Consider the following 23075-nt stretch of genomic DNA (forward strand, 5'->3'; position numbering starts at 1 on the left):
CTCAGGAGTATTATTTTATGGCGGATAAAGAGCTTAAGTTTTTGGTTGTGGATGACTTTTCCACCATGCGTCGCATCGTGCGCAACCTGCTGAAAGAGCTGGGCTTCAACAACGTTGAAGAAGCAGAAGACGGCGTTGATGCGCTGAACAAACTGCAGGCTGGCGGGTTTGGTTTTGTTATCTCCGACTGGAACATGCCTAACATGGACGGTCTGGAACTGCTGAAAACCATTCGTGCCGATGCGGGAATGGCCTCTATGCCGGTTCTGATGGTCACTGCAGAAGCGAAAAAAGAGAACATCATTGCCGCAGCACAGGCGGGCGCAAGCGGCTATGTGGTGAAGCCATTCACCGCGGCAACCCTGGAAGAGAAGCTCGGTAAGATCTTCGAGAAACTCGGCATGTGAGGTGATGGAAATGTTGCAACCTGCTATGAAACCCGTTGAAGAACACTCGCCGAGCGATATCATCGTCCGCATCGGCAGCCTGACGCGCATGCTGCGTGACAGCCTGCGCGAGCTGGGTCTGGATCAGGCGATTGCCGAAGCGGCGGAAGCCATTCCTGATGCCCGCGATCGTCTGGACTATGTTGTGCAGATGACCGCTCAGGCCGCGGAACGTGCGCTGAACAGCGTTGAAGCGTCACAGCCGCACCAGGATGCGATGGAAAAGGGGGCGAAAGCCCTGAGCAAACGCTGGGACGAGTGGTTTGAGAATCCTATCGAGCTGGCGGATGCCCGCGAGCTGGTGACGGATACTCGTCAGTACCTGGGTGATGTGCCGGGCCACACCAGCTTCACCAACGCCCAGCTGCTGGACATCATGATGGCGCAGGATTTCCAGGACCTGACCGGTCAGGTGATCAAGCGCATGATGGATGTTATCCAGGAGATTGAGCGTCAGCTGCTGATGGTTCTGCTGGAAAACATTCCGGAACCGGCAGCCCGTCCAAAACGCGAGAACGAAAGCCTGCTCAATGGTCCACAGCTCGACGCCAGCAAGGCGGGCGTTGTAGCCAGCCAGGATCAGGTCGACGATCTGCTGGACAGCCTCGGCTTCTGATTGTTCTGATTACCCTCAGGCTGCGGCGTCAGCCTGAGGGTATTTCGGTTAGCGAAGATCCATCTTCACCGTCACGTTACCTTCAAAGCGGCCCGGGGCCGGGGGGGCATTCGTCGTGCTGACCGGTACAGCCTGAATTTTGACCACACCGTTTCCCTGCTCGTCCATCGTTACCGGAAACTCATAGGTACCATCCAGCGCAACGTTCTGGCTGTTTTCATCATATACGCGCACCCCGAGATCGTCCCTGTCCAGAAGTTTTGCAATGTACGGCGTACTGCTATCCGCGACGCCCTGATCTGCTGTCAGCGTGAGCTTTATCCGGTCCGTGTTTCCCACTGCGTTATCATCACAGTGGTAGGAAATATCAACGTTTTTGATGGCATAACGTTTTGGCGGTTGCCCCTTGATGACGAATTGCTTGCTGACGATGCTGCCGAACTCAACCTCAATGGTGCTGCCTTCGTTGATAACGCAGCTTAGCGGCGCAGAAAGCGTGCCGCTAAACCAGATATCAGAGACCTGTTCTGCCTGCCCTGAATCGCAGCCTCCCCCCGAGCCGAAATAAAGACAGGCATAGTTTTGCGCGACGATCGTCGAAGGGATAACCTCTTGACCCAGGATGGGTTTTTTAACGTGAAGCAGGATCGCAACGACGTTCCAGCGGAAATTACGCTTTACTGTAGCGGCGTTGCTCGGCTGGGTGCCACTACTGCAAACGTTGGCATCTCCCTCCGTTTTGGCGAGTGCATTCTCGGTAGTGTTACGCATATTAGCTCTGGACGTCGGGTATTCATTGATAGCTAACGGGTTCAAAGAAGTACCGTCCGGAGAGTTGATTGCATCCGCATAGGCGGTGATATCGGCATCGATCTTATCGGTCAAATAGCCGTATCCGTTTGTTCCCGGATTCAGCGGGCTCCCGGCAAACGTTTTTTCATAGACCATGCTCGAAGAAAACATATTTCCGGGACAGCTGCAGTTGGCCACTATCACCGGGCCATTGCCGACCAGATGATTTGGCACATCATAGTCATGATTGGCGACATTTTCGCTGGACGAAAACTCATGATCGAACGTAGTGGTGTAGGCTTGCGGTGCACTAAAGCAGCTATGAAGTAAAGTCGCGGCTCCCCTGCACGGGCTGGTTGCGGTCAGGCTCAATGCCGTAGCCAATAAAGCCCAGACGGCCCGTTTCGTGATTATAGTTTTCATGTGCTTATTCCTGCTGACAAAGCTCGCTAACCGAGCGAATACCGTTAGGGCTTTCGGTGTGGTTGGCTGACTGTTGCGTAATGCTGGCGCGGCACTGTTGGCCCGTGCCGTTGCCCCATTTCACGGTGATCTGCGCGGTCTCTCCAATGCCTGCCAGATAGACGGTGCCGGTTTCATCGACAATGCCGCTCATCACCGGGTCGCTACTGGTCGCGATGGCGCCGAACGGAACGGGGAGGCCGTTTGGACGCTTCAGGGTAATCAACATCCGATAGCCTGTGTGGGCGTCAAATCTGGCCAGCACCGCCGCGTTGCGCGAGGGGATAACGGTGATGGCGGTATCGCTGCTGTCCACATTTTCCGGCAGGCTCGAGGTATCAATACGAATATTGTTCTCCTGGTACGGAGTGAGTGATGGAATGACTGCGTTACCCTGCCAGTCGGTCTGAATACCCCGCTGGTTCAGGAAACGGACGCCGGACGCGTCGTTGGCGTTGACGATAGCAAACTGGCTGCCTAAAGGTTGAGCCAGCGTGACGCCCTGAGGATGGGCAACAATACCGCCGCTAATGCCGTAGTTAAGCTGCTGAGAGTTATCAGTGGAGGCGTAATAGCCTGCGGTCAGGTTGGCGTATTGCGAGCGGTAGCTGCCATAGACGCTGCTGATATCTTCCCCATCGTGGTTGGAATGGCTCTGCTGCAACGAGTAGCTCAGACGCTCGTCGTCCAGCAGCGTGCCGCTGAGACCCACGTTTTGCCGCGTATAGCCATTTTTAGTATTGCTGATGTTATAGCTACTCCAGGCGCGTGGCAGCCATCTGGCGAGAGGAATGCTAAACCCTAAAGAGACCATTCTGTCAGACTCTTCGTCGTTGGTTTTGCTGTACGTATAGGCAATGTGATAACTCGTGCCGGCAATAACGGTATTTAATCCAACCGACAGGCTGCGCTCTTTTTTAGAGGTGCCCCAGTAATCCTGCTGATAACCGTTAAGATACAGACTCACCCCAGCAACGGTTTGACTAACGCTGGCCTGAATGCGGTTGCGTTTGTTGTAACGAAACAGCAGATCGTCTTCGTGACCGTCACGCTTTTGATTGGCGTCGGCAAAGCTGTAATACCCGCGGCTGCTGTATCGGTAGCTGCCGAGGCTGAAGTTGGTATTGGTCGAATCCAGTTTACCGGTATAAAGCAGACGCCATGACTGGCCGGTATGTTGGCTGTTATCGTCTAGCCGGGTGTCGGCCATGGTAACGTCAGCCGACAGCGAGCCCAGCGGCCCGAGCGCCAGACCGGCACCGGTATTGGCTGCGTTATAGTCTTTCGAGAGGGTCAGCCCTCCAAACCAGGTGAGAAGGTTATTTAAACCGTAAATCATGCTTCCCTGGAAAAAGTCGGGTTCCTTTTGGTCGCTCCCGCTTTCAGCACGATAACGGCCTGCTGTCATTTCATACTTCATACGCCCTGGCCGCAGCATAATCGCGATACTGGAATAGGGCTGCGTAAAGCGATGCTCGGTGCCGTCAGCCTCTTTCACCGTAACGTCCAGATCGCCGCTGTTGGTCGTGGAGTAGAGATCGTTGATTTCGAAAGCGCCCGGCGCGACATTTTGCTGATAGATGAGATAGCCGTTCTGGCGGACCGAGACTTCAGCGTTTGAACTGGCGATGCCGCGAATGACAGGGGCATAACCGCGTTGGCTATAGGGAAGCATTTCTTCATCTGACGCAAGGTTGACGCCCCGGTACTGTAAGCTATCAAATACTTCTCCACGCGTGTTGCTTTCCCCGGCCGTGAACTGCGCCTTGAGGGCGTCAACGTCATGCTGCAGGAAGGTATTGATGTTTTCCCACTGGTTTTCACTCTCTGAATTGCTCCACGTTGAATAGTTGCGCACTCGCCAGCCACCCAGGTTGGCGCCGGTGCGCAAATTCAGATACTGACTGGTGGCGCTGTTGTCGCCGTTGTCCTTATTTTTTGATCCTGAAAAAGCGTAGTCACTGAACAACACGGGAACACCGTCGTCCCAGCGCGAGGGATCGATGTAATCGTGACCGGTCCCACTTAACGCGGCCTGAGGAATACTCAACGCTAATGTCATGGTTGAAAAATCAAGCCGCGCGGAGGCCTGGGGGATATAGTTGCTGATATCTTTGGGCAAAGCCTTATTGGTGGGTAATGCAAGCAAGTCGGGATACTGGTCGATAGCAATCCCCCATGCCCGCAGCATATCCGGTGTGAGCTGTGGTATCAGTGATCCTTCAGGCGAGCTGACGTAAACGATATTGGTGGTGCTCAGGCGGTGTTCGTTCACCTGCACTCGTGAAGAATAGGTGCCGGGTAGCTGAGCATTCGACTTTGAAAAGAGTGAAAGGTCGATATCCTGCTGTGCCAGCATGTCCCCTTCCAACGATGAGGGAGAGAAACGATACTCACGGCCCAGCGTCGAGAAGCTCGCCATGAGCAAGACACCGCCAAGGCAGCGAAGAAGCGGATTCGGTCTAAAGAGCCGCCCGTATGACAAATAATTACGTCCTGTCATCATCGCGGTCTTTTAATCCTGCGCAAGTGTGGAAGTGTATTTTTCTGAAGCATTGCCGTAATCGGTAATGCAGCGCCAGGTGACGCTCGTCCCCTGAGCATTGTCAGGGAGAGGAATATCAACGCGGGATTTAGGGCCAGCCATATCGGCCTTCTCCACTTTATGCGAGCCCAGCGCAAGTGAATCAAAGACGCTGTAGAACGCCCCCGCGTTGATGACAGTGAGCTGCTGACCATGACGAGCGAAGCGCAGGTTTTTGCAGGTTTCAGATGGGGTACCGCTCAGTCCGACAGGGCGCCAGAACAGTTTCAGACGCGTTTTATAGATTAACCGCAGGACGTTTTTGTCACCCTCATCCGTAGCCGTGGCAGGAACGGTTCGCACGTTCATATAGAACAGCGATTCTTTATCCCCTGCTAAGGTTGTCCCGTTCCAGGTAATGCGCAGGCTTTGCTCTTTTTGCGGGTCGAGCCGAAAGAGAGGGGGGGTCACGATAAACGGTCCGTGCGTTTTACCATCACCCGTATCCGTCCATGACTGTATTAACCAGGGAAGTTCTTTATCATTATTTTGTAAGGGCAGGGCAACTTCCTTTTTCGCGGCATCGTAGATTATGCGTGTGCGACCTATCTGAACACCTGCTGCGTGACAAAAGGTACTCGCAATGACAGGAATGCATAATAAGACCTGGAGTGATTTGCGCATGGTGAAACCTTTAATAAAGGATGTTGAGGGAAAATGATAATAGTCCGAATCCGGATTCGGACTATTATCAAAGCATGACTCCTTAAATGTCATGACGCCTAAATATATATATTGTGAATGTCAGTGATGCATTTATTAACGGTAAAGAATATTTACCGTCATATCAGCATCTGCAGGACCGGCGGTAACCGCTGCTGCAAATGATTTATATCGAGCATTAAAATCAGCTTTAATCGTATCTTCGGATTTTGTCGCCAGTTCGATATAGATCTGCCCTTCAGCGCCGTCCATAGTGATGAGTTTATCATCTTTACCCGACGGGCTGACGGCAACGCCAATACCGGTGGCCGCGGTATCGCCCGTGGTGGTGATTTTACTGACGTCCAGCAGCGTCTTGGTCTTGGTCAGGGTCGTTGGGCCGTTAAAGGTCAGCTGAACAGCCGGAAGCCCAGCGCTTGTTAACGGGCAGTTCGCCAACGTAATGGAGAACGGCATAAGTGCGGTTTCCGTTCCAACACCAGTAAACAACGATATAGGATAGGTACCCAGTGGGATAGTACTGTCCGTACCGTCGTCCCCCTGAATTGTACAGCTTGATTCGATAATTTCACCCGTGAAATGAATAGTGCCGGCATTCATTTCTGCGGCGAAACCATTTATCGACAGCGTTGCAAGAACTAAGCCCGCAACAATATTCTTTTTCAAATCCATCTTAAATGTTCCTTTAAGTAAAAAGAAATATCTGGCATATGATTTGCTTTTTCGTGAAAAGTAAATTATGTCGCGTGAAATTATAACATTTAAATTTCTGCTGGTAAGTGAGCTTCAGGACGAATGTTGTATTGATTAATCCATTTTTGGATTTTCTCCAGTAATGGATAAATAGGGTTTTAATTGGTCTGAATTATTGGATTTACATACTTATATCATTCCTGCAATATTAAGTTGTTAAAATCGACGACTATGTTGATTTTCTTTCGGGATATTTTTTTGAATAAACGTTTTTAAAACTTCGCTTAATTCATTGTGTGATATGAAGCCCATCACAAAAGCAGAAACAATGTCTGTTCGAACTTTACGTGTCCTCTCTTCGCTTGCCCAACGTACGGAGTGGGCTCTTAAACTGGATAAAAAGACCCGGTTATAGGGGTTTATCAGCCCATTGATGAAAGGCGGTGCTGGCATGATACCCGTGACGTAATGGGCTGAGCATGCACTGTGGCAGAAGAGAACGACGACAAAACGGAAGCCCCCACACCCCACCGACTAGAAAAAGCGCGTGAGGAAGGGCAGATCCCCCGATCCCGAGAATTAACCTCCCTGCTGATCCTTATCGTAGGGGTGTGCATTATCTGGTGGGGCGGGGAGTCGCTCGCCCGAAAGCTGGCGGGAATGTTGTCCACCGGCTTACGTTTTGACCACAGCATGGTCAACGATCCGAATCTGATCCTCAGCCAGATTATTCAGCTTATCAAAGGGGCCATGGTCGCGCTGTTGCCCCTGATTACCGGCGTTGTGCTGGTCGCGCTGGTCTCTCCGGTGATGCTCGGCGGTCTGGTTTTCAGTGCCAAATCGCTGCAACCGAAATTTTCCAAACTGAACCCGCTGCCGGGTATTGCGAAAATGTTCTCTGCGCAGACCGGGGCTGAGCTGCTCAAAGCCGTTCTCAAATCGGTGCTGATGGGCAGTTCCGCAGGCTTCTACCTCTGGTACCACTGGCCGGAAATGATGCGTCTTATCAGCGAATCGCCGCTCACCGCGATGAGCAACGCGCTGAATCTGGTCGGGCTCTGCGCGCTGCTGGTGGTGCTCAGCATTATCCCGATGGTGGGTTTTGACGTGATCTTCCAGCTTTATACCCACTTCAAAAAGCTGCGCATGTCGCGTCAGGATATCCGTGACGAATATAAGCAGATGGAAGGTGACCCGCACGTAAAAGGGCGTATCCGCCAGATGCAGCGTGCCGCCGCCCGTCGCCGCATGATGGACGATGTGCCGAAGGCCGACGTCATTGTTACCAACCCGACGCACTATTCCGTTGCGCTGCGCTATGACGAAAACAAAATGAGCGCGCCGAAAGTCGTTGCGAAAGGGGCGGGGCTGATCGCACTGCGAATCCGGGAAATTGGCACTGAGCACCGCGTGCCGATCCTGGAAGCCCCTCCGCTGGCGCGTGCCCTTTACCGCCATGCGGATATCGGACAACAGATCCCGGGACAACTCTACGCCGCCGTGGCGGAAGTGCTGGCCTGGGTGTGGCAGTTGAAGCGCTGGCGTCTGGCTGGCGGTCAGCGGCCTGTGAAACCTGAAAACCTTCCGGTGCCTGCCGCGCTGGATTTTATGAACGAGAAGGACTCTGATGGCTAATCTGGTGGCAATGTTGCGCCTGCCCGGCAACCTGAAATCGACCCAATGGCAAATCCTTGCCGGGCCGATTCTGATCCTGCTAATTCTGTCGATGATGGTACTGCCGCTCCCGGCATTCATCCTCGATCTGCTTTTCACTTTCAATATTGCGCTGTCCATTATGGTGCTGCTGGTGGCAATGTTCACCCAGCGTACCCTGGAGTTTGCCGCGTTCCCGACCATTCTGCTGTTTACCACCTTGCTCCGACTGGCGCTGAACGTAGCGTCCACGCGTATCATCCTGATGGAAGGTCACACCGGTGCGGCAGCGGCAGGTAAAGTGGTTGAAGCGTTCGGCCACTTCCTGGTGGGCGGCAATTTCGCTATCGGTATCGTGGTGTTCGTTATCCTCGTTATCATCAACTTTATGGTTATCACCAAAGGTGCAGGGCGTATAGCGGAAGTGGGCGCGCGTTTTGTGCTGGACGGAATGCCGGGCAAACAGATGGCGATCGACGCCGACCTGAACGCCGGTCTTATTGCCGAAGATGAAGCCAAAAAACGCCGTTCGGAAGTGACGCAGGAAGCGGACTTCTACGGCTCCATGGACGGTGCGAGTAAGTTTGTGCGCGGTGACGCCATCGCGGGCATTCTGATCATGGTGATTAACGTGGTCGGCGGCCTGCTGGTGGGGGTATTGCAGCACGGGATGGACATGGGCCACGCGGCGGAAAGCTATACGCTGCTGACCATTGGTGACGGTCTGGTCGCGCAGATCCCGGCGCTGGTTATCTCCACGGCGGCGGGTGTGATTGTGACCCGCGTGAGTACCGATCAGGACGTTGGCGAGCAGATGGTGGGGCAGCTCTTCAGCAACCCGCGCGTTATGCTGCTGGCCGCTGCCGTTCTGGGTTTGCTCGGCCTGGTGCCGGGTATGCCAAACCTGGTGTTCCTGCTGTTTACGGCGGGTCTGCTGGGGCTAGCCTGGTGGATGCGCGGTCGTGAAATCAAACCGGCGGCGGAGCCTGTTCCGGTAAAAATGCCGGAGAATACCCAGGCCGTCGAAGCGACCTGGAACGACGTTCAGCTGGAAGATTCCCTGGGCATGGAAGTGGGCTATCGCCTGATTCCGATGGTCGATTTCCAGCAGGATGGCGAGCTGCTTGGCCGTATCCGCAGCATCCGTAAAAAATTCGCGCAGGATATGGGCTTCCTGCCGCCGGTTGTTCACATCCGCGACAATATGGACCTGCCGCCCGCGCGCTACCGTATTCTGATGAAAGGTGTTGAAATTGGCAGCGGTGATGCCTATCCGGGCCGCTGGCTGGCGATTAACCCCGGCACCGCCGCAGGCACGCTGCCGGGCGAACAAACCATCGATCCGGCCTTTGGCCTGGCCGCTATCTGGATTGAAAGTGCCCTGAAAGAGCAGGCGCAGATCCAGGGCTATACGGTTGTTGAAGCCAGTACCGTGGTGGCGACCCATCTTAATCACCTGATTGGGCAATTCTCGGCGGAGCTGTTTGGCCGCCAGGAAGCGCAGCAGCTGCTGGACCGCGTCACGCAGGAGATGCCGAAGCTGACGGAAGATCTGGTCCCGGGCGTGGTGACCTTAACCACGCTGCACAAGGTGCTGCAAAACCTGCTCGAAGAGAAAGTGCCGATCCGCGATATGCGCACCATTCTGGAAACCCTTGCCGAGCATGCGCCGATACAAAACGATCCGCACGAGCTGACGGCGGTGGTACGCGTGGCGCTGGGTCGTGCGATCACCCAGCAGTGGTTCCCGGGAACCGGAGAAGTGCAGGTCATTGGCCTCGATACGCCGCTTGAACGTCTGTTGCTGCAGGCCCTGCAGGGCGGGGGCGGCCTGGAGCCGGGGCTGGCGGACCGTCTGCTGGCGCAAACGCAGGAGGCGCTGGCGCGCCAGGAGATGCTGGGCGCACCGCCGGTGCTGCTGGTTAACCATGCGCTGCGTCCGCTGCTGTCGCGCTTCCTGCGTCGTAGCCTGAATCAGCTGGTCGTGCTGTCGAATATGGAGCTGTCGGATAACCGTCATATCCGCATGACTGCGACGATTGGAGGAAAATAATGCGTAAATGGCTCTGGATTTTACTCTTCCCGCTGGCGGCGCACGCTGCCGGGGAGGGCACCTGGCAGGCAAGCAGCATGGGGGTGACCCTCAGCAACCGGGGCGTCACCATGTCCTCTAACCCGCTGTCGCCTTCTGAAGGCGTTTCCGGTCAGATGGGCCTTGTGGTCTGGAACTACCGGCTGATTGGCCCTACGCCAGCGGGCTTGCGGGTGCGCCTCTGCTCTCAGACGCGCTGCACGGAAATCGACGGCGAAAACGGCACGACGCAGGCATTCAACGGCGTACCGGCCATTGAACCTTTGCGTTTTATCTGGGAAGTGCCGGGCGGGGGACGCTTAATCCCGGCGCTGAAGGTGCAGAGTAATTCTGTCATCGTGAACTACCGCTGACGCTTGAATGAGCAGCACTGCAAAAAACAAAACCCGGCGATTGCCGGGTTTTTTTGTATTACATGCGTTCTACGGTTTCGATACCCAGGGTATCCAGACCCAGCTTCAGGGTCTTCGCCGTGAGCTGCGCCAGCTTCAGGCGGCTGTTGCGGACCGATTCGTTTTCCGCAGACAGAATAGGGCAGTGTTCGTAGAAGCCGGAGAACAGACCCGCCAGATCGTACAGGTAAGCACACATCACGTGCGGCGTGCCGTCACGCGCGACAACCGTCAGCGTCTCTTCAAACTGCAGCAGGCGCGCCGCCAGCTGTGCTTCACGATCTTCCGTGATGGTCACTGCCGCATTCGCCAGTACGCTTTCATCAATGTTCGCCTTACGGAACACCGAGAGCACGCGGGTGTAGGCGTACTGCATGTAAGGCGCCGTGTTGCCTTCAAACGCCAGCATGTTATCCCAGTCGAAGATATAGTCGGTGGTACGGTTCTTGGAGAGATCCGCGTATTTCACCGCACCGATACCCACGGCGTTGGCCAGTTTTTCCAGCTCATCGGCAGGCATGTCCGGGTTCTTCTCGGCCACCAGACGGCGGGCGCGTTCCAGCGCTTCGTCCAGCAGGTCGGACAGCTTCACGGTACCACCCGCACGGGTTTTGAACGGCTTGCCGTCTTTGCCCAGCATCATGCCGAACATGTGGTGTTCCAGCGGCACGCAATCCGGCACGTAACCGGCTTTACGCACGATGGTCCACGCCTGCATCAGGTGCTGGTGCTGACGGGAGTCGATGTAGTACAGCACGCGGTCAGCATGCAGCGTCTCGTAACGGTACTTCGCGCAGGCGATATCGGTGGTGGTGTAGAGGTAGCCGCCATCCTTTTTCTGGATGATCACGCCCATCGGTTCACCTTCCTTGTTTTTGTACTCATCAAGGAACACCACCGTTGCGCCTTCGCTCTCTACCGCCAGGTTTTTCGCTTTCAGGTCAGCCACAATGCCGGGCAGCATTGGGTTATAGAGGCTTTCACCCATCACGTCGTCACGGGTCAGGGTGACGTTCAGGCGGTTATAGGTCAGCTGGTTCTGAGACATGGTGATGTCGACAAGCTTGCGCCACATCTCGAGGAAGTATTGGTCGCCGCCCTGCAGTTTTACCACATAGCTGCGCGCGCGCTCGGCAAAGGCTTCGTCTTCGTCGTAGTGCTTTTTAGCTTCGCGGTAGAAACCTTCCAGGTCCGCCAGCGCCATTTCACCCGCGTTTTCCTGCTGCTGTTTTTCCAGGTAAGCAATCAGCATGCCGAACTGGGTACCCCAGTCGCCCACGTGGTTCGCGCGGATCACCTTGTGACCGAGGAACTCAAGCGTGCGCACCGCGGCATCACCGATGATGGTGGAGCGCAGGTGGCCAACGTGCATCTCTTTCGCCACGTTCGGGGCAGAGTAGTCGATCACGACGGTCTGCGCTTCCGGCTGGGAAACGCCCAGACGGTCAGATTTCAGCGCCGCGTCAACGTGGCTTGCCAGGAATGCAGGCTCAAGGAAGATGTTGATAAAGCCCGGACCGGCGATTTCGGTTTTGCTGGCAATGCCGGAAAGATCCAGATGCGTCAGTACCTGCTCAGCGAGCTGTCGCGGCGGCATGCCCAGTTTTTTAGCCACTGCCATCACGCCATTAGCCTGATAGTCGCCAAACTGTACTTTTGCTGACTGACGAACCTGCGGTTCGCAATCCGCAGGCGCGCCTGCGGCAATCAGTGCCTGACTGACTTTTTCGGAGAGAAGAGCCTGAATATTCACCTGGATACCTTACGTTTTTGATGCGGGCTTACAACCGCCCGCGCCAGTTAAAGAATTTAGGGCGGGAGTATACTGCAAATGCCTTCTGGCGTCAGCATTGCGGGGCCTGAAGATTGCTCAGAATCCAGGCGGTGAAGGTATGCATAATCATGCAGTCATAAAAAGCCGGATTCTACGGTTGGTCAAAACAGGGCAACAGAGTAAATTAGCGGCTTTGCGACATGAAAAGAGAGTGACTTATGGCGAACTGGCAATCCATTGACGAACTGCATGATATTTCCGCAGATTTACCGCGCTTCACCCAGGCGTTCACAGAACTTGCCACCCGTCTCGGTCTGGATATCGCGCCGCTTGAGGCCGATCACATCTCTTTGCGCTGTCATCAGAATGCCACGGCCGAGCGCTGGCGTCGCGGGTTCGAACGGTGCGGCGAGTTGCTCTCCGAGAACATCATCAACGGTCGCCCCATTTGCCTGTTCAAACTGTATGAACCGGTGAACGTGGCGCACTGGCAGTTCAGCGTGGTTGAACTGCCGTGGCCGGGAGAGAAACGCTATCCGCACGAAGGCTGGGAACATATCGAAATTGTCCTGCCGGGTGAGCCGGAAACGTTGAACGCGCGCGCGCTGGCCCTCCTTTCTGACGAAGGCTTAAGCAAGCCGGGAATTTTTGTGAAGACGAGTTCACCCAAAGGCGAGCGCGAGCGGTTACCTAACCCGACGCTGGCCGTCACTGACGGGCAGGTCACGGTGAAGTTTCATCCGTGGACCATTGAGCAGATCGTTGCCAGCGAAGCGTAAGAGATGTGAGTTCACGCCGGGACTGAAAACGGACGGCGTGTCATGATGTTTCGTTTAGTGGAATTTCAGGAGGATTAAATGGCGCTGCTGGAGATTTGTTGTTACAGCGTGGAGTGTGCCGTGACCGCGCAAAAGCACGGGGCTGACCGTATTGAACTGTGTGCGGCACCCAAAGAGGGCGGGCTGACGCCGTCCTACGGCGTGTTGAAGTCTGCCCGTCAGGCCGTCACCATTCCCGTTCACCCGATTATTCGTCCGCGCGGCGGTGATTTTTGTTACACGGCGGGCGAGTTCAGTGCCATGCTTGATGATATCGCGCTCGTTCGGGACCTGGGATTTCCAGGACTGGTGACCGGTCTGCTGGATGAAGACGGCAATATCGATATACCGCGCATGCGTCAGATTATGAGCGCCGCGCAGGGGCTGGCCGTCACTTTTCATCGCGCATTTGATATGTGTAAAGATCCGCTTCAGGCCTTTGAAACGCTTGGAGAACTTGGCGTGGCGCGCATCCTGACATCGGGTCAGCAGGCGTCAGCTGAAAAAGGACTGCAATTAATTACGGAACTAAAAGCACATTCCGGTGTTCCAATAATAATGGCGGGTGCGGGTGTCCGCGCCAGCAATCTGGAACGGTTTTTAAACGCCGGGGTAGAAGAGCTGCACAGCTCCGCAGGTAAATGGATACCTTCGCCCATGCGTTATCGCAATACAGGATTGTCAATGTCGACGGATGCTGAAGCGGATGAGTATTCACGCTATGGCGTAGAGGGAGAGTCGGTTGCGGAAATGAAGTCGCTGATTGAGCGCCATCACGTGTAGCAACGTACCGATTTTTACCGCGCATCATGTCGCCCAATATGATGCTTGCTTGTACCAGGCCCCTGCAATTTCAACAGGGGCCTTTTTTTATCCCCTTACCCTAACCCTCTCCCCATAGGGGAGAGGGCCGGGGTGAGGGGAAAACTACGGCTTGGTCGCAATCAACACCGCTCGCATCGGGGCCGGATAGCCTTCGATGGTTTTGCTGTGGTCGGCCGGGTCGAGGAATTGCTCCAGCGATTCGGTGATCATCCAGTCGGTGCGGCGCTGTTCCTCGAGCGAGGTCACGCTGACGTCAGCAATCCGCACATCCACAAACCCGCACTTCTCCAGCCAGTTCTTCAGCGCCAGCGCGGAAGGGATGAAGTAAACGTTGCGCATCTGCGCGTAGCGATCGCCCGGCACCAGAACGGCATGTTCATCGCCTTCAATCACCAGCGTTTCCAGCACCAGCTCGCCGCCGCTGACCAGCTGATCCTTCAGTTGCCACAGGTGTTCAAGCGGGGAACGACGGTGGTACAGCACGCCCATGGAGAAGACGGTATCAAAGGCTTTCAGGGCAGGGAGTTGTTCAATGCCCAGCGGCAGCAGGTGCGCGCGCTGGTCGTTACCCAGCAGCTTGCGCACCGCTTCAAACTGGCACAGGAACAGCTGCATCGGGTCAATACCGACCGCCAGATGCGCGCCCGCACCAATCATGCGCCACATGTGGTAACCGCTGCCGCAGCCCACGTCCAGTATGGTACGTCCGGTCAGGTCGGAAAGGTGAGGCAGAACGCGATCCCATTTCCAGTCCGAGCGCCATTCGGTATTGATGTTCACGCCGTAAAGTGAAAACGGCCCTTTGCGCCACGGCATCAGGTTGCGCAGCAGCGTTTCGATGCGGTTGATCTGCCCGGCCGGAAGCCGCTCTTCGCTCTCGGCGGTTACGCTGTGGAGAAGATCCAGACGATGCGGGGTCAGTTCGGGCAGGAACTCCACCGCGTTTGACCACTGCTTTAACAGGCCGTGCTGCTGATCGCGCTGCCAGGCGGCAATCTGCGCGGGCAAGGTTTCCAACCAGTGGGAGAGCTGGTTTTTGGCAATCAGCTGATAGAAGTTACTGAATTCGATCATGCGGACTCTCCCGCTTTCAGCGCCACCAGAGAGCCAAAGTTAAAGCACTGGAACCAGAGTTCGCTGTGCTCAAACCCGGCTTTGCTCAGACGCGCTTTGTGGGTTTCTACGGAATCCGTCAGCATCACGTTTTCGAGCATGCTGCGCTTCTGGCTGATCTCCAGCTCGCTGTAGCCGTTCGCCCGTTTGAAATCGTGGTGCATGTTGAACAGAAGCTCGCCAACCTCGGCATCTTCGAAGCTGAATTTCTCCGAGAGCACCAGCGCGCCGCCGGGATTCAGCCCCTGGTAAATTTTGTCCAGCAGCAGCTGGCGGTCTTCAGGGACCAGGAACTGCAGGGTGAAATTCAGCACCACCATCGACGCGTTATTGATCTCAATCTCGCGGATATCGCCTTCCACCACGTCGACCGGAACAGGGGCTTTATACGCGTCAATGTGGCGACGGCAGCGCTCAACCATCGCCGGGGAGTTATCGACGGCAATGATTCGGCAGCCTTCGTGGTGAACGTTACGACGAACCGACAGCGTTGCCGCGCCGAGCGAGCAGCCCAGGTCATAGACCTGCGTGCCGGGTTGAACGAAGCGCTCAGCCAGCATGCCGATCATAGAGATAATATTGGAATAACCGGGAACAGAGCGCTGGATCATATCCGGGAAGACTTCGGCTACCCGTTCATCGAAGGTCCAGTCGCCCAGGCTGGCGATAGGCGCGGAAAAAAGCGTGTCGCGATCTGACATAACGTAAAAATCCGGGAAAAATAAAGTGGCGTATTGTGCGCTAATGGAGGGAGAAAACCAACTCCCACGGCATATACCACAGGTTAGCCAGCACCATCAGCAAAAGCGAACACCAGGTCGCACTCATGCCGGAACGACGCCAGCGGATTAAGCGGTGGTGAAAACCGTAATAGTGCATCAGGCGGCCAGCAATAAGAAGCAGGCCACAGATGTGCACCATCCAGGTTTCTGCGCCATTCATCTCCATAAAAAGCAGCAGGATTAAGGCTGCGGGAATGTATTCGACCGCGTTGCCATGAATGCGGATAGCGCTTTGTAGCTCGGAAAATCCACCGTCACCGTAAGAGACGCGGTACAGCGTTCTGAGGCGCACAACATCAAATGAAAACTTAATCAGCAGTAATGCACCTAACACCGCATACAGCGCGCTGACCATACAAACTCCCTGTTTTTGGCAGATGGCACTTCACTATGATAGGGGGTGATATCAGAAAAGAGAAGATTGTTGTGGGATGGAAGGGGCGCTGCCCACGGACGGCACCGCAGCCTGCAAGGTCTGCCACAGAGCATCGACCAGTTCGGGCGCCTGGGCGATATCCGGCGTGTGCAAAAAGAGATACGGCGTGGTGGTATGTTCCCATTTCGCTAACGTTTGCAGCCAGACGGCGAACATCGCCTGATTTTGCTGCATGTTATCGCTGCCGATAAACCTGACCATTGGGTTCTGCGCGGTCACGATGGCGTGGACCGGCACTTTCGGTTTTTTACGCTGAGCCTCAACGATGGCTTCGCTATGGGGGACCGCGCTGTGCACCGGCCGGCTATCGAGGATCACCCGGTTAACGGAACGCTCAAGCAGGCCGCGATTGAGCGTTTTTTCTGCATCGCCCTTCGCAAAAAATTCAGGATGCCTGACTTCAACGCCGTAGGTGAATTCACGGGGCAGGGCATCCAGGAACTGCCAGAGCGCAGGTAAATCGCGCGGGCCAAACGTGGCGGGTAGCTGGATCCAGTACTGACCGATGCGGTTCGCGAGCGGCGACATGCGCGTAAAAAACTCTTCGGTCAAATCACCGCAGTTGCGCAGCGCGGCCTGGTGGGAAATGGTGGCCGGAAACTTAAAGCAGAAGCGGAAGTCGTCGGTCGTTTGTTCCCGCCAGCGCGCAACAATCTCGGCTTTGGGGAGCGCATATAGGGTGGTGTTACCCTCGACACAGTTGAAGTGCCGGGCATATTCCTCAAGGCTGGTGATGCCGAGGCGCACCCATTTCGGGTGCGACCACTGGGGCAGGCCCACGTACATCATAACGCGCTGACAATCTCATCCGTGCTGCGCACGCGGCCGATGCGCGGGAAGATATGGGTCATGCTGCCCTGGTGCTGTTCCGCGGAGGCCGCGCTGCAGGCATCTTCGGCGATCACCAGATTAAAGCCCAGCTCCCACGCGTTGCGGGCGGTAGACTCCACGCCGATGTTGGTGGAAATGCCGCACAGGATGATGGTGTCGATGCCGCGACGGCGGAGCTGCAGCTCGAGATCGGTACCGTAAAATGCGCCCCACTGGCGTTTGGTCACTTCAATATCGCTGTCGCGTTTGCCAAGTGAGGCCGGGTACGTCCACCAGTTTTCCGGCAGGGCGCGTGCAGGAGCCTGGGCATCAACGGGCTGTTTTAACGCTTCGGCGTAATCCGCGGACCAGCCGACGCGCACCATGACAACAGGCGCACCGCTGGCACGACATGTTTCCGCCAGGCGAGCAGCGCGGCTGACCACATCATCCGCAGTATGTGGGCCACCGGCGAAGGGCAGAATGCCTTCCTGTAAATCAATCACAACAAGTGCGGTTTTACTGGCATCAAGTGTTAACATCGTTACTCCCGTTAAATGAATCACTTCCAGACACCATACGACGTCATGGCCTGTTATTGGTCGGATAATTTTGTTAATTTTTGTGAGAATGCGCAATAAGAGTGCAGCAAACGACCGCCTGGCCGTGGTTCGCTCTTATCGTCCGGCGGAATTTCCAGTATAATAGCCGCCTTTTTTCATCCAGTTGTGACATACAGAAAGCTGCGACATAGTAGCCTGCATACCAGGCGACATTTAGCCTGCGGCTAATTAAGGGATATCTCATGCGTACAGAATATTGCGGGCAGCTGCGTCAGTCCCACGTCGGACAGCAGGTAACCCTGTGTGGTTGGGTCAATCGTCGTCGTGATCTTGGTAGCCTTATCTTCATCGATATGCGCGACCGCGAAGGTATCGTTCAGGTGTTCTTCGATCCGGATCGCGCAGATGCGTTGAAGCTGGCCTCTGAGCTGCGTAATGAGTTCTGCATTCAGGTTACCGGCACCGTGCGCGCGCGCGACGAGAAAAACGTCAACGCCGACATGGCGACGGGTGCCATCGAAGTGCTGGCGTCCGATCTGGTGATAATCAACCGTGCAGAAGCGCTGCCGCTGGACTCCAACCACGTCAACACTGAAGAAGCGCGTCTGAAATACCGCTACCTGGATCTGCGTCGTCCGGAAATGGCTCAGCGCCTGAAAACCCGTGCGAAAATCACCAGCCTGGTGCGTCGCTTTATGGATGACCACGGTTTCCTCGACATCGAAACCCCGATGCTGACCAAAGCCACGCCGGAAGGCGCGCGCGATTACCTGGTTCCATCCCGCGTTCATAAAGGCAAATTCTACGCGCTGCCGCAGTCTCCACAGCTGTTCAAACAGCTGCTGATGATGTCCGGCTTCGATCGCTACTATCAGATCGTTAAATGCTTCCGCGACGAAGACCTGCGCGCTGACCGCCAGCCTGAATTTACCCAGATCGACGTGGAAACGTCCTTCATGACCGCCGAGCAGGTGCGTGAAGTGATGGAAGCTCTGGTGCGTAGCCTGTGGAACGACGTGAAAGGCGTTGAACTGGGCGATTTCCCTATCATGACCTTCGCTGAAGCCGAGCGTCGTTACGGCTCCGACAAACCAGACCTGCGTAACCCGATGGAGCTGGTGGACGTAGCAGACCTGGTGAAAGGCGTTGAGTTTGCCGTCTTCGCTGGCCCAGCTAACGATCCTAAAGGCCGCGTGGCGGCCCTGCGTGTACCGGGCGGTGCTGCCCTGAGCCGCAAGCAGATCGACGACTACGGTAACTTTATCAAGATCTACGGCGCGAAAGGTCTGGCCTATATTAAAGTGACCGAGCGCGCGAAAGGTCTGGAAGGCATCACCAGCCCGGTAGCGAAATTCCTGAACGCGGACATCGTGGAAGCGATCCTTGAGCGCACCGGCGCGCAGGACGGCGACATGATCTTCTTCGGCGCAGACAACAAGAAAGTCGTGGCTGATGCGATGGGCGCGCTGCGTCTGAAGCTCGGCAAAGACCTGAGCCTGACCGACGAAAACAAATGGGCGCCGCTGTGGGTTATCGACTTCCCAATGTTTGAAGACGACGGTGAAGGCGGCCTGACCGCAATGCACCACCCGTTCACCTCGCCAAAAGACATGACGGCGGCAGAGCTGAAAGCGGCACCGGAAGACGCGGTCGCGAACGCTTATGACATGGTTATCAACGGCTACGAAGTGGGCGGTGGTTCCGTGCGTATTCACAGCGGCGAAATGCAGCAGACCGTGTTCGGCATCCTGGGCATCAACGAGCAGGAGCAGCGCGAGAAGTTTGGCTTCCTGCTGGACGCTCTGAAATACGGTACGCCGCCGCACGCGGGTCTGGCCTTCGGTCTTGACCGTCTGACCATGCTGCTGACCGGCACCGATAACATTCGTGATGTTATTGCCTTCCCGAAAACCACTGCCGCAGCGTGTCTGATGACCGAAGCGCCAAGCTTTGCCAACCCGGCCTCTCTGGCCGAGCTGGGCATTCAGGTGCTTCCGAAAGCTTCAAAAGAGATTTCGGAGAACGAATAATATGCAGTATAAGCTTCCCGTTTCGGTCCTAGTGGTCATTTATGCAGAAGACACGAAGCGGGTGCTGATGTTGCAGCGGCGCGATGACCCTGATTTCTGGCAGTCGGTAACCGGCAGTCTGGAAGAGGGGGAAACCGCGTTGCAGGCCGCCGCGCGCGAAGTAAAGGAAGAGGTCACCATTGACGTTGCCCGCGAGCAACTGACCCTGAAGGACTGCCAGCGCACGGTGGAGTTTGAAATTTTTAGCCATTTACGTCATCGCTACGCGCCGGGTACCGAGCGCAATACGGAGTCGTGGTTCTGTCTCGCGCTCCCCCATGAACGGGAGATCGTGTTTACTGAACACCTGACCTACCGCTGGGTGAGTGCGGCGGACGCCGCCGCACTGACCAAGTCGTGGAGCAACCGGCAGGCGATTGAAGAATTTGTAATTAACGCAGCCTGAGAAGGCGCGATTTTTGGAGAACTTTTTATGGCAGGTCATAGTAAGTGGGCCAACACCAAACACCGCAAAGCGGCACAGGATGCCAAGCGCGGTAAGATCTTTACCAAAATCATTCGCGAGCTGGTGACAGCAGCGCGTCTGGGCGGCGGCGACCCGGCTTCTAACCCGCGTCTGCGCGCGGCGGTAGATAAAGCGCTGTCTAACAACATGACGCGTGACACCCTGAACCGTGCAATCGCTCGTGGCGTGGGCGGTGATGAAGACGCGAACATGGAAACCATCATTTATGAAGGTTACGGCCCTGGCGGTACTGCGGTGATGGTTGAGTGTCTGTCCGACAACCGTAACCGTACCGTTGCGGAAGTGCGCCACGCGTTCACCAAAACCGGCGGCAACCTGGGCACTGACGGTTCCGTTGCTTACCTGTTCAGCAAAAAAGGCGTCATCTCCTTCGAGAAAGGCGACGAAGATGCGATCATGGAAGCGGCGCTGGAAGCCGGTGCGGAAGACGTAGTGACCTTCGATGACGGCGCTATTGACGTTTATACCGCGTGGGAAGAGATGGGTGCCGTGCGCGACGCGCTGGAAGCGGCTGGCCTGAAAGCGGACAACGCTGAAGTGTCCATGATCCCGTCCACCAAAGCGGACATGGATGCTGAAACGGCACCGAAACTGCTGCGTCTGATCGACATGCTCGAAGACTGCGACGACGTTCAGGAAGTGTACCACAACGGTGAAATCTCTGATGAGGTTGCAGCGACTCTCTGATGAGAGCCTGTAAACCGTTTACGGGAGACGCGTGATGTCGATTATTCTCGGGATTGACCCAGGCTCACGCGTCACCGGTTATGGCGTTATCCGTCAGGTGGGACGCCAGTTAACCTACCTGGGCAGCGGCTGTATTCGCACCAAAGTGGACGATCTTCCTTCGCGCCTGAAGCTCATTTATGCGGGCGTGTCGGAGATCATCACCCAGTTTCAGCCGGACTATTTCGCCATCGAGCAGGTCTTTATGGCGAAAAACGCCGATTCAGCGCTAAAGCTCGGTCAGGCGCGCGGTGTCGCCATCGTCGCTGCCGTGAACCAGGATTTGCCGGTATTCGAATACGCTGCACGTCAGGTCAAGCAGACGGTGGTGGGCATTGGGAGCGCGGAGAAAAGCCAGGTGCAGCATATGGTGCGTACCCTGCTGAAGCTTCCCGCGAACCCGCAGGCTGACGCCGCGGATGCGCTGGCGATTGCGATTACCCACTGTCACGTCAGCCAGAATGCGATGCAAATGAGCGAGTCGCGGCTCAATCTGGCGCGAGGCAGGTTACGATAATCAGAAATCAGGCTGGATAAACATCCAGCCTTTTTTTATTATGTCGGCAGTTAATTTCTCCCAGAACGCAGGAGCGTCACGTGATAGGCAGACTCAGAGGCATCATCATTGAAAAACAACCCCCGTTAGTGCTGCTGGAAGTGGGTGGTGTGGGCTATGAAGTCCATATGCCGATGACCTGCTTCTACGAGCTGCCGGACGCGGGCAAAGAGGCGATTGTCTTTACCCAGTTTGTGGTGCGTGAAGATGCCCAGCTGCTGTACGGCTTCAATAACAAGCAGGAACGGACCCTGTTCCGCGAGCTGATTAAAACCAACGGCGTTGGGCCGAAGCTGGCGCTGGCGATTTTGTCCGGCATGTCGGCACCACAGTTTGTGAATGCCGTTGAGCGCGAAGATCCTGCGGCGCTGATTAAGCTCCCGGGCATTGGTAAGAAAACCGCCGAGCGCCTGATTGTCGAAATGAAAGACCGCTTTAAAGGTCTGCATGGCGATCTGTTCACTCCGGCTGCCGATTTGGTACTGACCTCTCCTGGCGGGCCTGCGACGGATGATGACGCCGAGCAGGAAGCGGTTGCCGCGCTGGTGGCGCTGGGCTATAAACCTCAGGAGGCCAGCCGTATGGTGAGCAAAATTGCCAAACCGGACGCCAGCAGTGAAACCCTGATTCGCGAAGCGCTGCGCGCTGCATTGTGAGGTAAAGGATGATTGAAGCAGACCGCCTGGTATCGGCAGGCACAATTCAGGCAGATGACGTGGTTGATCGCGCGATCCGCCCTAAGCTGCTTGATGAGTATATCGGCCAGCCGCAGGTTCGTTCCCAGATGGAGATTTTCATCCAGGCGGCAAAGCTGCGCGGCGATGCGCTCGATCACCTGCTGATTTTTGGCCCTCCCGGTTTAGGCAAAACCACGCTGGCGAATATCGTTGCCAATGAGATGGGCGTCAATCTGCGCACCACCTCCGGCCCGGTGCTGGAGAAGGCGGGCGATCTCGCGGCGATGCTGACTAACCTCGAACCGCATGACGTGCTGTTTATCGATGAGATCCACCGCCTGTCCCCGGTGGTGGAGGAAGTGCTCTATCCGGCGATGGAAGATTACCAGCTGGATATCATGATCGGTGAAGGCCCGGCCGCGCGCTCCATCAAAATCGATCTGCCGCCGTTTACCCTGATTGGCGCCACCACCCGCGCCGGCTCGTTGACCTCTCCGCTGCGCGACCGTTTCGGCATCGTACAGCGTCTTGAGTTTTACCAGGTGGCGGACCTCCAGCACATCGTTGGCCGTAGCGCCCGCTATATGGGGCTGGAAATGAGCGAAGAGGGCGCGTTTGAAGTGGCGAAGCGTTCCCGCGGTACGCCGCGTATCGCCAACCGCCTGCTGCGCCGCGTGCGTGACTTTGCCGAGGTGAAGCACGATGGCACGATTTCCGCCGAGATCGCCGCTCAGGCGCTGGATATGCTGAACGTCGATGCCGAAGGCTTTGACTATATGGACCGTAAACTGCTGCTGGCGGTGCTGGATAAGTTCTTTGGCGGCCCGGTCGGGCTGGATAACCTGGCTGCGGCTATTGGGGAAGAGCGTGAGACGATTGAAGATGTGCTGGAGCCGTATCTGATCCAGCAGGGCTTCCTGCAGCGTACCCCGCGTGGACGTATGGCAACGGTGCGGGCGTGGAATCATTTCGGCATTACGCCACCGGCAATGCCGTAATGTTGTGTTCCCTCTCCCTGAGGGAGAGGGACAGGGTGAGGGCCTCAG

23 protein-coding genes are annotated in these 23075 nt (G+C 56.0%); 13 read left to right on the forward strand and 10 right to left on the reverse strand.

The window, feature by feature from the left end; all coding sequences use genetic code 11:
* Nucleotides 1-17 precede the first annotated feature (17 nt).
* Nucleotides 18-407 (forward strand): chemotaxis response regulator CheY, encoded by a 390-nt coding sequence (gene cheY, locus BJ885_RS12425; protein WP_008500431.1) that lies wholly within the window; start codon nucleotides 18-20, stop codon nucleotides 405-407.
* Nucleotides 408-417: 10 nt separating this feature from the next.
* On the forward strand, nucleotides 418-1062 hold the full coding sequence (gene cheZ, locus BJ885_RS12430) for a protein phosphatase CheZ (RefSeq protein ID WP_023312251.1): 645 nt from the start codon (nucleotides 418-420) through the stop codon (nucleotides 1060-1062).
* A gap of 48 nt (nucleotides 1063-1110) precedes the next feature.
* Here the strand turns inward: cheZ and BJ885_RS12435 are convergent, their stop codons facing one another.
* The 4 genes from BJ885_RS12435 to BJ885_RS12450 all read right to left on the reverse strand — a co-directional run bounded on the left by BJ885_RS12435 (nucleotide 1111) and on the right by BJ885_RS12450 (nucleotide 6235).
* The gene (locus tag BJ885_RS12435; RefSeq protein WP_121932045.1) at nucleotides 1111-2277 is read right to left on the reverse strand and encodes a fimbrial protein; all 1167 of its coding nucleotides are present in this window, start codon (nucleotides 2275-2277) and stop codon (nucleotides 1111-1113) included.
* 4 nt (nucleotides 2278-2281) lie between these two features.
* Nucleotides 2282-4738 carry a fimbria/pilus outer membrane usher protein gene (locus BJ885_RS12440; RefSeq protein ID WP_259467218.1) on the reverse strand — a complete coding sequence of 819 codons (2457 nt, stop codon included), beginning with the start codon at nucleotides 4736-4738 and terminating at the stop codon, nucleotides 2282-2284.
* Between the two features lie 93 nt (nucleotides 4739-4831).
* On the reverse strand, nucleotides 4832-5617 hold the full coding sequence (locus tag BJ885_RS12445; protein WP_310886300.1) for a molecular chaperone: 786 nt from the start codon (nucleotides 5615-5617) through the stop codon (nucleotides 4832-4834).
* Nucleotides 5618-5659: 42 nt separating this feature from the next.
* The gene (locus tag BJ885_RS12450) at nucleotides 5660-6235 is read right to left on the reverse strand and encodes a fimbrial protein (RefSeq protein WP_121932048.1); all 576 of its coding nucleotides are present in this window, start codon (nucleotides 6233-6235) and stop codon (nucleotides 5660-5662) included.
* 507 nt (nucleotides 6236-6742) lie between these two features.
* Here BJ885_RS12450 and flhB point away from each other — a divergent pair.
* From flhB to BJ885_RS12465, 3 genes are read left to right on the forward strand one after another with little or no spacing between them, the layout of a single operon-like run.
* Complete coding sequence (flhB, locus tag BJ885_RS12455; protein ID WP_029741778.1) at nucleotides 6743-7891, forward strand: flagellar biosynthesis protein FlhB; 1149 nt, start codon at nucleotides 6743-6745, stop codon at nucleotides 7889-7891.
* Nucleotides 7884-9962 carry a flagellar biosynthesis protein FlhA gene (flhA, locus tag BJ885_RS12460; RefSeq protein ID WP_029741777.1) on the forward strand — a complete coding sequence of 693 codons (2079 nt, stop codon included), beginning with the start codon at nucleotides 7884-7886 and terminating at the stop codon, nucleotides 9960-9962. The genes flhB and flhA overlap by 8 nt, the downstream gene beginning before the upstream one ends.
* Complete coding sequence (locus tag BJ885_RS12465) at nucleotides 9962-10354, forward strand: flagellar protein FlhE (protein ID WP_121932049.1); 393 nt, start codon at nucleotides 9962-9964, stop codon at nucleotides 10352-10354. Before flhA ends, BJ885_RS12465 begins: the two co-directional genes overlap by 1 nt.
* Nucleotides 10355-10412: 58 nt before the next feature.
* Here the strand turns inward: BJ885_RS12465 and argS are convergent, their stop codons facing one another.
* A complete protein-coding gene (gene argS / locus BJ885_RS12470; protein WP_047647442.1) occupies nucleotides 10413-12146 on the reverse strand; it encodes an arginine--tRNA ligase in 1734 nt (577 codons plus the stop codon).
* A 239-nt stretch (nucleotides 12147-12385) separates the two neighbouring features.
* On the opposite strand from argS, the gene BJ885_RS12480 reads away from it, so the two are divergent.
* Complete coding sequence (locus tag BJ885_RS12480) at nucleotides 12386-12946, forward strand: VOC family protein (protein WP_029741774.1); 561 nt, start codon at nucleotides 12386-12388, stop codon at nucleotides 12944-12946.
* A gap of 78 nt (nucleotides 12947-13024) precedes the next feature.
* Nucleotides 13025-13768: a copper homeostasis protein CutC gene (gene cutC / locus BJ885_RS12485; protein ID WP_045355966.1), complete on the forward strand. Its 744-nt coding sequence runs from the start codon at nucleotides 13025-13027 to the stop codon at nucleotides 13766-13768.
* Nucleotides 13769-13912: 144 nt separating this feature from the next.
* Here cutC and cmoB read toward each other — a convergent pair whose 3' ends face one another.
* The 5 genes from cmoB to BJ885_RS12510 are packed head-to-tail and all read right to left on the reverse strand — an operon-like array spanning nucleotide 13913 to nucleotide 17493.
* A complete protein-coding gene (gene cmoB / locus BJ885_RS12490; protein ID WP_121932051.1) occupies nucleotides 13913-14884 on the reverse strand; it encodes a tRNA 5-methoxyuridine(34)/uridine 5-oxyacetic acid(34) synthase CmoB in 972 nt (323 codons plus the stop codon).
* Nucleotides 14881-15624, reverse strand: coding sequence for a carboxy-S-adenosyl-L-methionine synthase CmoA (gene cmoA, locus BJ885_RS12495; RefSeq protein ID WP_029741772.1), 744 nt, complete (start codon nucleotides 15622-15624; stop codon nucleotides 14881-14883). The genes cmoB and cmoA overlap by 4 nt, the downstream gene beginning before the upstream one ends.
* 40 nt (nucleotides 15625-15664) lie before the next feature.
* Nucleotides 15665-16060 carry an MAPEG family protein gene (locus BJ885_RS12500; protein ID WP_021240443.1) on the reverse strand — a complete coding sequence of 132 codons (396 nt, stop codon included), beginning with the start codon at nucleotides 16058-16060 and terminating at the stop codon, nucleotides 15665-15667.
* Between the two features lie 51 nt (nucleotides 16061-16111).
* Entirely contained in the window at nucleotides 16112-16930 is an 819-nt protein-coding gene (locus tag BJ885_RS12505; RefSeq protein WP_121932052.1) for a DUF72 domain-containing protein, read from the reverse strand.
* Complete coding sequence (locus BJ885_RS12510) at nucleotides 16927-17493, reverse strand: hydrolase (protein ID WP_121932053.1); 567 nt, start codon at nucleotides 17491-17493, stop codon at nucleotides 16927-16929. Before BJ885_RS12510 ends, BJ885_RS12505 begins: the two co-directional genes overlap by 4 nt.
* 263 nt (nucleotides 17494-17756) lie before the next feature.
* Here BJ885_RS12510 and aspS point away from each other — a divergent pair, with 263 nt between their 5' ends.
* From aspS to ruvB, 6 genes are all read left to right on the forward strand, one after another.
* Nucleotides 17757-19544 (forward strand): aspartate--tRNA ligase, encoded by a 1788-nt coding sequence (gene aspS, locus BJ885_RS12520; protein ID WP_121932054.1) that lies wholly within the window; start codon nucleotides 17757-17759, stop codon nucleotides 19542-19544.
* Between the two features lies 1 nt (nucleotide 19545).
* Entirely contained in the window at nucleotides 19546-19989 is a 444-nt protein-coding gene (gene nudB / locus BJ885_RS12525) for a dihydroneopterin triphosphate diphosphatase (RefSeq protein WP_121932055.1), read from the forward strand.
* Nucleotides 19990-20016: 27 nt separating this feature from the next.
* Nucleotides 20017-20757, forward strand: a complete 741-nt coding sequence (locus BJ885_RS12530; RefSeq protein ID WP_008500447.1) for a YebC/PmpR family DNA-binding transcriptional regulator — start codon at nucleotides 20017-20019, stop codon at nucleotides 20755-20757.
* Between the two features lie 34 nt (nucleotides 20758-20791).
* On the forward strand, nucleotides 20792-21313 hold the full coding sequence (ruvC, locus tag BJ885_RS12535; RefSeq protein ID WP_003859749.1) for a crossover junction endodeoxyribonuclease RuvC: 522 nt from the start codon (nucleotides 20792-20794) through the stop codon (nucleotides 21311-21313).
* Nucleotides 21314-21393: 80 nt separating this feature from the next.
* Complete coding sequence (ruvA, locus tag BJ885_RS12540) at nucleotides 21394-22008, forward strand: Holliday junction branch migration protein RuvA (protein WP_023312236.1); 615 nt, start codon at nucleotides 21394-21396, stop codon at nucleotides 22006-22008.
* Between the two features lie 8 nt (nucleotides 22009-22016).
* The gene (ruvB, locus tag BJ885_RS12545) at nucleotides 22017-23027 is read left to right on the forward strand and encodes a Holliday junction branch migration DNA helicase RuvB (protein ID WP_121932056.1); all 1011 of its coding nucleotides are present in this window, start codon (nucleotides 22017-22019) and stop codon (nucleotides 23025-23027) included.
* The last annotated feature ends 48 nt before the right edge of the window (nucleotides 23028-23075 follow it).

Origin of the sequence: Enterobacter sp. WP_7_1, assembly GCF_003688535.1 — a bacterium.
Classification (GTDB): domain Bacteria; phylum Pseudomonadota; class Gammaproteobacteria; order Enterobacterales; family Enterobacteriaceae; genus Enterobacter; species Enterobacter asburiae.